The organism is Kitasatospora sp. NPDC056184 (assembly GCF_042268405.1).
In the GTDB taxonomy this organism is placed as follows: Bacteria; Actinomycetota; Actinomycetes; order Streptomycetales; family Streptomycetaceae; genus Kitasatospora.
Genome location: NZ_JBHJUI010000023.1, coordinates 103,435 through 114,830 on the forward strand (window position 1 = coordinate 103,435; position 11,396 = coordinate 114,830).

9 protein-coding genes are annotated in these 11,396 nt (G+C 72.4%); all 9 read right to left on the reverse strand.

The window, feature by feature from the left end:
• Nucleotides 1-163 precede the first annotated feature (163 nt).
• On the reverse strand, nt 164-3,280 hold the full coding sequence (locus ACFC0B_RS32840) for an Ig-like domain-containing protein (protein WP_376094222.1): 3,117 nt from the start codon (nt 3,278-3,280) through the stop codon (nt 164-166).
• A gap of 249 nt (nt 3,281-3,529) precedes the next feature.
• A complete protein-coding gene (locus ACFC0B_RS32845; RefSeq protein WP_376094225.1) occupies nt 3,530-4,447 on the reverse strand; it encodes a carbohydrate ABC transporter permease in 918 nt (305 codons plus the stop codon).
• On the reverse strand, nt 4,444-5,436 hold the full coding sequence (locus tag ACFC0B_RS32850) for a carbohydrate ABC transporter permease (RefSeq protein WP_376094228.1): 993 nt from the start codon (nt 5,434-5,436) through the stop codon (nt 4,444-4,446). The genes ACFC0B_RS32845 and ACFC0B_RS32850 overlap by 4 nt, the downstream gene beginning before the upstream one ends.
• Before the next feature lie 181 nt (nt 5,437-5,617).
• A complete protein-coding gene (locus ACFC0B_RS32855; protein WP_376094231.1) occupies nt 5,618-7,036 on the reverse strand; it encodes an ABC transporter substrate-binding protein in 1,419 nt (472 codons plus the stop codon).
• A 264-nt stretch (nt 7,037-7,300) separates the two neighbouring features.
• Nucleotides 7,301-8,512 carry a cytochrome P450 gene (locus tag ACFC0B_RS32860; protein ID WP_376094234.1) on the reverse strand — a complete coding sequence of 404 codons (1,212 nt, stop codon included), beginning with the start codon at nt 8,510-8,512 and terminating at the stop codon, nt 7,301-7,303.
• A gap of 69 nt (nt 8,513-8,581) precedes the next feature.
• Nucleotides 8,582-9,826, reverse strand: coding sequence for a cytochrome P450 (locus ACFC0B_RS32865; RefSeq protein ID WP_376094237.1), 1,245 nt, complete (start codon nt 9,824-9,826; stop codon nt 8,582-8,584).
• Nucleotides 9,823-10,500: an ATP/GTP-binding protein gene (locus ACFC0B_RS32870; protein ID WP_376094240.1), complete on the reverse strand. Its 678-nt coding sequence runs from the start codon at nt 10,498-10,500 to the stop codon at nt 9,823-9,825. The genes ACFC0B_RS32865 and ACFC0B_RS32870 overlap by 4 nt, the downstream gene beginning before the upstream one ends.
• Nucleotides 10,481-10,870, reverse strand: a complete 390-nt coding sequence (locus tag ACFC0B_RS32875) for a DUF742 domain-containing protein (protein ID WP_376094243.1) — start codon at nt 10,868-10,870, stop codon at nt 10,481-10,483. Before ACFC0B_RS32875 ends, ACFC0B_RS32870 begins: the two co-directional genes overlap by 20 nt.
• Nucleotides 10,867-11,307: a roadblock/LC7 domain-containing protein gene (locus tag ACFC0B_RS32880; RefSeq protein ID WP_376094246.1), complete on the reverse strand. Its 441-nt coding sequence runs from the start codon at nt 11,305-11,307 to the stop codon at nt 10,867-10,869. Before ACFC0B_RS32880 ends, ACFC0B_RS32875 begins: the two co-directional genes overlap by 4 nt.
• Between the last annotated feature and the right edge of the window lie 89 nt (nt 11,308-11,396).

Here is an 11,396-nt window from a genome sequence, read left to right on the forward strand (position 1 = left end):
CGGAACCACACCGGTGAAGGCACCGGGCACCACGGCCGAAGCCGACTGTAGACCATTCTGAACAAGTTCAAAAACGCCGGACCCGGCTCTGTCGCACCCCTGTGACAGAGCCGGGTCCGACGCCCCGGCGCCCTCCTGAGCGCCGGTCAACCCCGTTCCGCGGTCAGTACGTCCCGTACAGCGAGTACTGGAACGCGTCCTTCACCGAGGGCCCGAAGTCCGTCGGCCACGTCCCGAACGGCACCACCGTGTTGCTGTACGCGCCCTGCCCGGAGACACCCGTCGAGTAGTGCATGTTGTTGACCGTGGAGCTCGCCCCGTTGCTGTTGTAGACGAACCAGTACGAGGTGCCGGGGCTCAGCGTGAGGTCCACCGGCAGCGAGTTCCACGCGTTGGCGGTCAGCGTGCCGCTCCCCGTCCTGGCGACCAGCGTCCCCGGCGAGCCGCCCGCGTCGGTGTAGACGGCCAGCTGGTACTGGTTGTTGGGCGCCGCACTGACCGGGCCGACGTGCACGCTCAGCGAGGTGAGCACCACCGGGTCGGCGCCGGTCGTCACCCGGCTGCCGTTCAGGTGGTTGGAGTCGGTGTCGTCGACCAGCGAGCCCACCGCCGGGTTCCCGATCGTCCGCGGCTCCGCTCCCCCGGTGGTGAACGAGAACGTGTACGGCCCCGCCAGCGCGTTCCCCGCGAGGTCCCGGACACCCTGGACGGTCGCGGTGTACCCGGTGGTCAGCGCCAGCGGGGCGCCCGGGGTGAACACCACGCCGGCCGCCGCCGCGTCGTAGCCGACCGTCCCCGCGACGGCCGCGCCGCCCGCCGCGGGCCGCAGGGTGACGGACCCGCCGGTCACGCTCGCCGGGTCCAGCGGCTCGGCGAAGGAGAACCGCACCGCCGTGCCCGGCGCCACACCGCTCGCACCGGCCGCCGGGGTGCTGCCGAGCACCGTCGGCGCGGTGTCGTCGTGGCCGTAGTCGGCCGCGTACGAGCCCGCCGCGCCGTCGAAGAACGCGTACGCCACGCCCTTGACCGTCTCGACCCGGTACGGCACCTGGCGGCCCCCGGAGGTGATGCCGGTGAGCGTGCCCGCGGCCGCGTTGAACGGCAGCATGGCGCGCAGCCCGGTGGCCCCGCCGGTGATGTCGAAGGTCAGCGAGCCTCCGCCCGGGGCGCTCGGGTGCCACGCCAGCCTGCCGAACGCCGAGCCGTTGCGCCCGTCCAGCCAGGTGAGCATCTGCCGGCCGGACACCACCGGCACGCCCCGCGCCTTGGCGGCGGCGACCACCGCGTCCGAGGCGGCGGAGGCGGCGAAGTCGGTGTGGAGGTTGGCGGTCAGCGCCGCGTAGTAGCCCTGGGCGCCGTACGCGGCGTCGAGCAGGGTGGTGACGGTGCCCGGGTACGACTGTCCGGACTCGTCGGTGAGCTGGGTGGTCGCCTGGTACTCGTCGATCACGCTGCCGTCGGTGTCGGCGAAGCGCATGATCTGGGCCGTGCCGTTGAAGTAGCCGGGCCGGTCCTGGGTGAAGTTCGAGGGGTAGAAGTAGTAGTCGGTGTCCAGCCGGATCCCGTTGGCCAGCTTGGTCTTCGCCTGGGTGGCCCAGTCGTCCCACTCCACGCAGTGCGTCCGGCTGCTCGACGGGTTCGGCAGGTTCGGGTACTTGGCCCGCCAGGCGGCCAACTGGTCGCGGTAGTAGCCCTGCAGGGCCGAGGTGCTGCCCCAGGGACGGCAGTTGGTGGTGACGTGCACCCCGATCTCGAATCCCTGGTCGCTGTACGCCTTGGCCTGGGCCGGGGTGAGCGGGTCGTCCGTGTAGACGTACGAGGAGCCGCGGACGCACTCCCAGTTGGCGACGGAGCAGCCGGGCGGGCTCTGCGCGAGGTAGCCGTCCCAGCGGCCGGCCGTGCCGCCGACGCCGTGGTCGTCACCGGTCATCACCACGACCGCCTTGACGTCGCGCGGGAAGTACCAGAACCGCGGCAGCGGCTTGGCGGTGGAGGCGAACTGGGTGAGCAGGTTGGCGAGCAGCCGCTGCTGCTCGTCGGCGATCGGGATCAGCGCCTTGTCCAGGTCGTTCCAGTCCGGCTGGCCGCCGGTGCCGAAGAACATCTCGCTGGCCTCGTAGCCGTCGACGCCGTCGCGCTGCTGGCCGGCCCAGGCGGGGTTGCCCTGGCGGGTCAGCACCACCGACTTGGCCAGGTCGTAGCTGAACGCGGCGGCCCGGCCGCTGCCGGCCGCGCGCAGGGTGACCGCCGGGTTGGCGGTCGCGCTCGCCGCGTCGGCGTACAGGGTGGCGACGGCGGTGGCCCCGTTCAGCGCGTAGAGGTCGGCGGCGCCGTGGTAGCCCATGGTGTCGCCGGTGATCCCGGCGCCGGGCGCGGCACCGGTGTTCACCTTGAGGTAGGCGTCGGCGCGGGTGCCGGCCGTCGGGGTGAGCCCGAACAGCGGCGCGAGCTGCTTGTCCGGGCGCATCGCCACCAGCTGTCCGCCGCCGCTGGTCCAGGTGCTGAACAGGTTCGCCTGGGCCGCGGTGAGCGGCGTCTCGCCGAGCAGCACCACGTCGGCGGAGGCCAGCACGGCACCGGTGACGGCGGAGATGTCGACCTGGCGGTAGGCGTTCAGGCCCTCCGCCTTGAGGATCTCCGCCAGGTAGCGGGTGTACGGGTTGGCCTGGCTGGTGACCAGCAGGACCGGGCCCTCGGCGCCCGGCCCGACGCCCGGCGCCGGGGTCGGCGGGGCCACCTCGGCGGTGTAGGAGGCGTAGATCGAGAAGCTGGTGGAGCCGGTGGTGACCGGGCCTGCGGTGGACGGCCAGCTGCCGAACGGCTGGCCGCCGTCGCCGTAGGCGCTGGTGCCGCCCGGGCGGTAGCGCAGGTTGTTGGCGGACGGGCCGGAGCCGTTGGTGTTGTAGGCCAGCCAGTAGGGGGTGTTGGCGGCCAGGGCGGCCGTCACCGGGACGCTGTTCCAGCCCGGCCCGGTCAGGGTCGCGGTGGCGCTGCTCGCCAGCAGGGCGCCCGGGCTGCCGCCGTTGTCCTGGTAGACCGCCGTCTGGAACCGATTGTTGGGCGCGGCGTCCACGCTGTCCACGTACACCGAGATGCTGCTGACCGTGCCGCCGGACGAACCGGTCACGTAGCGCGAGGCGTTGAGGTAGTGGGAGTCTGCGGTGTCGACGGCCGTGCCGACCTCGGTCGTGCCCAGCGTCGCCGTGGCGGCCGCTGCCGGGGCCGCGCCCGGCCCGGTGGCCAGCGCCGCCGCCGTGGTGAGCGCCGCCAGCAGGCCCACGGCCCGCCGCCACCACGCTCCGCCGCCGGCTCTGTCCCTACCCCCGCCCGCGCCCGCACCCGCCCGTGCGCGTATGCCGGTACCCGCGTCCGCCATGACCGCCCCCCTGTGTCACCTCGGCCAACTCCCCTTAACGGTGTACCGGTTGCCCCTCGGCCGTGTCCACGAAATCACCACATTCGCCATGGAACGGCGTGAACCCTGACGTCCCCTTGGTCCGAGCCCCACCCGACCTTGGGCCGATCGGGGTCATCCCTTGACGGACCCGGCGAGCAGGCCGCGGACGAAGTACCGCTGGAGCGCGAAGAACACCCCCAGCGGGATCACGATCGACAGGAACGCCCCCGCCGTGAGCAGTTCCCACCGCCCGCCGAAGGAGCCGGACAGCTGCGCCAGCCGGACCGTCATCGGCGCCACCTCCGGCGTTCCGCCGGCGAAGGTGAGCGCCACCAGCAGGTCGTTCCAGACCCAGAGGAACTGGAAGATCGCGAACGAGGCCAGCGCGGGGGTGCAGAGCGGCAGCACGATGGAGCGGAAGATCTTGAAGTGCGAGGCACCGTCCACCACCGCCGCCTCCATCAGGTCGCGCGGCAGCTGGGCGATGAAGTTGTGCAGCAGGAAGATCGCCAGCGGCAGCGCGAACATGGTGTGCGCCAGCCAGACCGGCGCGTAGGTGCCCTTGAGGTCCAGCGCGGGCAGCAGGGTCAGCGAGCCCAGGTGCGCCCCGCCGGAGAACAGCTGGAGCAGCGGGAGCAGCGCCATCTGCAGCGGCACCACCTGGAGCGCGAACACCACGAAGAACAGCACGTCGTTGCCCTTGAACCGCACCCAGGCCAGCGCGTACGCGGCCATCGCCGCCAGCACCAGCGGGAAGAGGGTGGCCGGCACGCTGATCGCCAGCGAGTTCACCAGGAAGGGCATCAGACCGGTGGAGACGCCGGAGCCGCCCTCGAACAGCACCGTGTGGTAGTTGTCCAGGCCGAGGTCCGGATGGAGCAGGGCGTTCCACCAGCCGTCGGTGGTGACGTCCTGCTTGGGGCGCAGCGAGGTGACCAGCAGCCCGATGGTGGGGACGGTCCACAGCACCGTCACCGCGATCACGAAGACCGAGGCGAGCGGGGAGGAGAAGGCCTTCCGGACGGCTTTGCCGTCGCGCCATACGCTCATCGGACCGCACGCTCCTTGCGCAGCTGGATGATGTTGTAGGCCACCAGTGGCAGCACCGCGAGGAAGAGGATCACCGCCAGCGCGCTGCCCCGCCCGGTGTTGAACTGGACGAAGGACTGCGAGTACATCTCGTTGGCCAGCACCTGGGTGCCGAAGTTGCCTCCGGTCATGGTGCGGACGATGTCGAAGGCCTTCAGCGTGGTGATCATCACCGTGGTGAGCACCACCACCACCGTGGTGCGGATCATCGGCACGGTGACGTACCAGAACAGCCGCACGCCCTGGGCACCGTCCAGCCGGGCCGCCTCGGTCACGTCGTCCGGGATCGCCTTGATGGCCGCCGACAGCACGACCATCGCGAAGCCGGTCTGCACCCACACCATGACGGCCATCAGCAGGAAGGTGTTGAGCGGTTGGGAGAGCATCCAGTTCGGCGGATCGTCCCAGCCGAGCGCGATCGCCACCTGGCTGAGCAGGCCGATCTGCTGCTGCGAGGGGTCGCGGGACTCGTAGACGAACTTGAAGATGATCGAGGCGCCGACCAGCGAGATCGCCATCGGCATGAAGATCAGCGACTTGTAGACGGCCTGGCCGCGCATCCGGTCCACCAGCAGGGCCAGCACGAGGCCGAGCCCGGTGGCCGCCAGCGGGGCGACCACCAGCCAGAGCAGGGTGGTGAGCAGCACCTCGCGCACCGAGTCGTTGGTGAACGCCCAGTCGAAGTTCTCGCCGCCGACGAAGCGGCTGCTGTCGTCGCTGTAGAAGCTCAGGTAGACCGTGCGGACCAGCGGCGCGACCAGGCCGACCAGCAGCAGCACCAGTGCGGGGCCGAGCAGGACCACGACGGCCAGCGGGCGGGCGATCCGGCCGGAGGCGCGTCCGGCGACCAGGAAGACCAGCAACAGGATGCCGAGGAAGCCGGCGATCGCTCCGAAGCTGTTGCCGAACTTGACCATCGCGTCGCCCCAGGCGCCGGCGGAGAGGGACATGGCGGGACGTCCTTTCCCATCGGAGGGCGGAACGGGGAGGGGATGCCGAGGACCGGGCGGAGGGCGGCACACCGGCACACCGGCGCACCGGGGAACCGGGGAACCGGGCCACGGAGGGGGCGGGCGGTGCGGGTGGGTGGCCCCGCACCGCCCTTCGGCAGGTGGTCCGCGCCGCGCGCCGCTACTGCGGCCAGGCGGCGTCGATGTCCGCGGCGGTCTTCTGGATCGACTGCCCCTCGGCGAACCAGGCGGTGAGCGACTTCCACTCCTGCCCGGCGCCGACCGCGGCCGGCATCAGGTCCGAACCGTCGAACCGGAACGTCGCCGACGGGTCGGTGAGCGCGTCGGCGGAGAGCTTGTCGATCGGATCGGTGTACAGGCTCTTGTCCACGCCCTGGTTGGCCGAAACCCAGCCGGTCGCGGTCCGCACCCGGCTGCTCGCCCAGTCGGAGCTGGACAGGTAGTTCTGCACCGCCTGCACCTCGGGCCGGCTCGCGAACGCGGCGAGGAACTCCCCGCCGCCCTCCACCGGGTTGGGCACCGACGGGTCCACCGCCGGGAGGCGGAAGGCCGCGATGTCGCCCTCCGGTCCGATCTTGGTGTCCCTCGGCCACTGCGCCTTGTAGAACGAGGCCTGCTGGAGCATGAAGCACTTGCCGGTGAGGATCGGGGCGCCGGCGTCCTGGAAGGTCGTGGTGGCGATCGACTTCACGTCGCCGTAGCCGCCGTTGACCCAGGCCGGGTTCTGCATCCAGTCGGCGACCGTCTTCATCGCCGCGGTGATCTTCGGGTCGGAGAACTTCACCTGGTGGCCCACCCACTGGTCGTACACCTCGCCGCCGTACGACCCCAGGACCACCTCCTCCAGCCAGTCCGTGGCCGGCCAGCCGGTGGCCGTGCCGGAGGCGATGCCGCCGCACCAGGGCTTTCCGCCGCCCGCCTTGGCGATCGTGTCGCTGAGCGCCATCAGCTCGGCCCAGGTCCTGGGGACGCTGTAGCCGGCCTGTTTGAACGCCTTCGGCGAGTACCAGACCAGGGACTTCATGTTGGCGCTCATCGGCGCGGCGTAGAAGGTGCCGTTGACCGAGCCGTAGGCCTTCCAGACCGGGCTCCACTTCTCCTGGTTGGCCACGGTCTGCGCCGGCGGCTTGACCACCTTGCCGCTCTTGACCATCTGCGCCAGCAGGCCGGGCTGCGGGATGATCGCGAAGTCCGGGGCGTTGCCGCCGCCCACCCGCACCGGCAGCTGGGACTCGAAGTCGTTGCTGCCCTCGTAACTGATCCTGATGCCGGTGCACTTGCTGAAGTCCGCCCAGGACTTCTCCAGGTTGTCCGACTCGGGGCTGAGGATCGAGGCGAAGACCGTCACGGTCTTGCCCGCGTGCCCGGCGTACGGCTGGTACGCGGCGCACTCACCGGACAGGGTCCGGCCGTCGCCGGACCCTCCCGAACTTCCTGAGCTGTCCGAGCTGTTGGAGCAGGCCGCGGTCAGCGCCGCGGCGGCCAGCAGGGCCACCGCGGCGAGCGGGCGGCGCCTGCGCCGGGGCGCGGCGGGCAGCGGTTGCGCAGTCGTGGACGGCACGGTCGGGGTGGGAGTCAATGCGGTCCTCCTCGCCAGGGCGTGAACGCTCGGCTGTACGACAGAACGACATTGCGCTGTACCGGAGTTCGACATTCGACATGGACGCGGCGGCCGGCCGATCTGAAGACGGTAACGCAGCGGCCACCCGCCGCCAAGGTCCGAACGCGACCTTCACTCCCGTGTGCCCCAGTTGTGACCCCGGACGCCGTTCGGCCCCGCCCGGGAGAGACCGGGCGGGGCCGAACCGGGGCTCACCAGCTGCATGAAGAAACGATTCTTCACTCAGAACAACCGGACCGGAAGCTCCTTCAGCGCGTTCACCACCAGCGAGCCGCTCGGCCGCAGCTCATCGTCCGGCACCGCGAGCGACAGCCCCGGGAACCGCTCGAACAGCGCCGGCAGCGCGATCCCCGCCTCCAGCCGGGCCAGCGGCGAGCCCGGGCAGACGTGCGGGCCGTGGCCGAAGGACAGGTGCCGGATCGGGTCCCGGGTCAGGTCGAACACCTCGGCGGTCACCCCGTGCTGCGCCGGGTCCCGCCCGATCGCGTTGTACGAGACCAGCACCGGCTCCCCCGCGGGGATCACCGTGTCGCCCACCGGCACGTCCTCGGCCGTGAACCGGAACAGGAAGTTGCTGGTCGGCGGCGTCCAGCGGAGCGACTCCTCCACCACCGCGTCCCAGCCGGCCTTCCCCTCCCGCACCAGCGCCAACTGGTCCGGGTGGGAGAGCAGCGCCCGCACCGCGTTGCCGATGAGGTTCACCGTGGTCTCGTGGCCCGCCGCGATGATCACCCGCAGGGTGGCGGCCGCCTCCTCGTCGGTCAGCGCCCCGCCCTCGGTCTCGGCCAGCAGCAGCACGCTCGCCAGATCGTCGCCGGGCGCCGCACGGCGCTGCGCCACCACGCCGTTGACGAAGGCGTTCAGCCCGGCGATGGTCGCCTGGATGCCCTCCGGGTTCGGCCGGGCGCCGAAGAACCGCTCGTAGAGGTCCCGCAGACGGCCGTGCTCCGACTCCGGCACGCCCAGCAGCGAGCAGATCACCGTCATCGGCAGCGGGAAGGCGAAGGCGGACTTCAGGTCCACCACCGGCTCCCCGGCCGCCAGGGTGTCCAGCAGGTCGCGGGTGATCGCCTCGACCCGCGGACGCATCAGCTCCACCTGGCGCGGGGTGAACGCGTGCGCCACCAGGGCGCGCAGCCGGCGGTGCGCGGCGCCGTCGGTGGTCACCATGCTCGGACCCGGTACCGCCAGGCCGATCAGCGGCCACGTCTTCGGCACCTCGCCGCGCTGGTACGCCGCCCAGTGCCGGGCGTCCTTCACCAGCCGGGCGTCGGTCAGCAGCTCACGGGCGGCCGCGTGCTGCGTCACCGCCCAGGCGGCGACGCCGCCGGGCAGCTCCACCGGCACCACCGGGCCGGCGGCGCGCAGCAGCGCGCCCTCGGCGGCGTTGTCGCGCGCCAGTGGATCGAGGGCGATCGGGGCAGGAGCGGTCATCGGGTACAGCTCTCCTTCGGTTCGGGTCCAGCGGGTCCCGGGGTCGCACCGTCGTGCCGCGCTCGCGCGTCAGCCCGCGTACCCCGGGGTGAACGACACCGGCAGCGCCACCAGGCCGCGCACCCAGGCCGACGGCCGCCACACCAGCGCGTGCTCGGCCACCGCCAGCCGCAGGTCCGGCAGCCGGTCCAGCAGCACCTCGACCGCGGTCGTCGCGATCACCTCGGCCGCCTCCTGCGCCGGGAACGGGCAGCCGTGCTCGCCGTACGAGTAGCTCAGGTACGCCCGGTTGCCCTCGGCCGGCCGCCCGTCCGGCCGCCGCACCGACGGGTCGGCGTTGGCACCGGCGAAGCCCAGCAGCAGCATGTCCCCGGCGGCGATCCGCTGCCCGCCGAGTCGGGTGTCGCGGACCGCCCAGCGGCCGGCGAAGATCTGCGTCGGGGTGTCCTCCCAGAGCGCCTCGTTCAGCGCCTGGCTGATGCTGCGCCGCCCGCCGGACAGCGAGGCGGCGAACCGCTCGTCGGTGAGCATCAGCCGCAGCGCGTTGGAGACCCAGTACGAGCAGGGCTGGTGGCCGGCGATCAGCAGCACCCGCAGGTCGCGCATGACCTCCTCGTGGGTCAGGCCCGCCGAGTGCGCCAGCATCCGCGAGGCGACGTCGTCACCCGGGTGCGCGGCCTTCTCCTCGACCAGCTCCAGCATCACCGCGAGCAGCCGCTGCGCACCGGCCGGCGCGTCCGCACCGCCGTCCAGCATGGTCAGCAGGCTCTCGATGAGCACCGGCGCCTGCGCCTCGCTCAGCCCGAGCACCCGGCAGAGCACCAGCAGCGGCAGCCGGTGCGCGTACTCGGCGACCAGGTCCGCCTCGCCGCGCCCGGCGAACTCGTCGATCAGCCGGTCGGCCAGCTCCTCGCAGTGCTTGCGCAGCTCGTACGGGTCGCCGGCGGCGAGCGCGTCGGTGACCGCCCGCGAGCGCCGGACGTGCTCCTCGCCCTCGGCGTAGAGGATCGACGGCGCCGGGGCCATCATCGGCTTCAGCGGCCAGTCCTCGGGGATCGCCGACCAGCCCGTCCAGCGGGTGGAGTCCCGGCCGAACAGCTGCGGCTGCCCGGTCACCAGCTGGAGCTCGCGGTAGCCGATCACCAGCCAGGCCGCCACCCCGCCGGCCAGATCGACCGGCGCGACCGGACCGTGCGCGGTGCGCATCTCGCGGTAGACCTGGGAGGGGTCGGTCTGGAAGCGCGGCCCGTACAGCGGGACGGCACCGGCGTGCGCCGGGCAGCCCGGCGGCGGGGTGGCGGCAGGCTCGGTCACGGGGTGCTCTCCTCAAGGACGTCGGGGACGGGGACGGCGGCGCCGGCGGCGGGGGTGCCCGCCGCCTCGGCCTCGACCCGGGCGGTCAGGTGGCGGACCAGCTCGATCAGCACCTGCTTGCCGGACGCCCGGTCCCGGGCGTCGCAGTCCACCAGCGGCACCTCCGGCGGCAGGTCGAGCGCCTCGCGGACCTGCTCCAGGGTGTGGGTCGGCTCGCCGAAGTTGTTGCGGGCGACGATGAACGGGGTGCCGTGGTGCTCCAGCCGGTCGATGGCGTACCAGGAGTCCTCCAACCGCCGGGTGTCCACCAGCACGACCGCGCCCAGGGCGCCGGTGAACAGCCGGTCCCAGAGGAACCAGAACCGCTCCTGCCCGGGCGCGCCGAACAGGTACAGCACCTGGCGGGCGGAGAGGGTGATCCGGCCGAAGTCGAAGGCCACTGTGGTCGAGCGCTTGCCCCAGGCGCCGGCGGGGTCGTCGATCCCCTCCCCGGCCTTGGTCATGATCTCCTCGGTGTTCAGCGGACGGATCTCGCTGACCGCGCCGACCAGGGTGGTCTTGCCCACCCCGAAGCCGCCGACCACGACGATCTTCAGCGCGTTGTCGGCGGTGCGGCGCAGCGGCGTCCGTCCGCTCGGACGCACGTCCCGGTCCTCAGAGCTGTTGGAGTCCATGCAGTACCTGCTTCAGCGTGTCGAGATCGGGCAGCCGGGCCTTGGTCGGCGCGAACCGGGGGTGGCGGGCGGTGATCGCCCCGGTCTCCAGCAGGTCGCCGAGGAGGATCTTGACCACCGACACCGGCAGCGCCAGCTCCGCGGCGACCTCCACCACGGCGGTCGGCGCCTCGCACATCCGCAGGATGCGCACGTGCTCCGACTGCATGCCCGAGGCCGGCTCCCGCTCGGCGACGATCAGCGTGACCAGGTCGAACGCGTTCTCCGGGGCCCGGCTGCGGCCCCGGGTGATGGTGTACAGGCGGTCCGGGTCGTCGTCCCGGCCCGGCATCACCGGCCGCCCGTCGGTGTTCCCCCCGCCCCCGCTCATGCCCGGGCGCTTCCGTCGGCCGCCGGGGCGTCCCCGGCGTCCTCCCGGGCCGGGGCGCTGAGGTGGACGCCGATCTGCTCGATCAGCCCGTGCATGTTGTGGCCGACCACGCCCACGTCGGCGTCCTCGTCGGTGACCACGGCGAGGTGGGCGCCCTCGCCGGCCGCCACGATGCACAGCACGCCGCCGTGGAACTCGGTCATCGACTGCCGGACGCCGCCGGTGCCGTCGCCGAACTCGATGGACGCGCCGTGCGCCAGGCTCTGCAGGCCGGAGGCGATGGCGGCGAGCTGGTCGGCCCGGTCGTCGCCGAGGCCGGAGGTGTGGCAGAGCTTGAGGCCGTCGGCGGAGAGCACCAGGGCGTGCCGGGTGCAGGGGGTGTTGGTCAGCAGGTTTTCCAACAGCCAGCCGAGGTCGCGGTCGGTGGCACTGCTCATCAGGAGTCCTTCTCGGTGACGGGGGAAACGTCGGACGCGGGGCCGGCGGCGGACCGGGCGCCCGGGGCGCCGTCGGCCGGCGCCGGGCC

Excerpts from the sequence above, each read along its gene's own strand:
- ACFC0B_RS32880 (WP_376094246.1), bottom strand. The coding sequence starts at position 11,307 with ATGAGCAGTGCCACCGACCGCGACCTCGGCTGGCTGTTGGAAAACCTG.
- ACFC0B_RS32870 (WP_376094240.1), bottom strand. The coding sequence starts at position 10,500 with ATGGACTCCAACAGCTCTGAGGACCGGGACGTGCGTCCGAGCGGACGG.
- ACFC0B_RS32845 (WP_376094225.1), bottom strand. The coding sequence starts at position 4,447 with ATGAGCGTATGGCGCGACGGCAAAGCCGTCCGGAAGGCCTTCTCCTCC.
- ACFC0B_RS32850 (WP_376094228.1), bottom strand. The coding sequence starts at position 5,436 with ATGTCCCTCTCCGCCGGCGCCTGGGGCGACGCGATGGTCAAGTTCGGC.
- ACFC0B_RS32875 (WP_376094243.1), bottom strand. The coding sequence starts at position 10,870 with ATGAGCGGGGGCGGGGGGAACACCGACGGGCGGCCGGTGATGCCGGGC.
- ACFC0B_RS32860 (WP_376094234.1), bottom strand. The coding sequence starts at position 8,512 with ATGACCGCTCCTGCCCCGATCGCCCTCGATCCACTGGCGCGCGACAAC.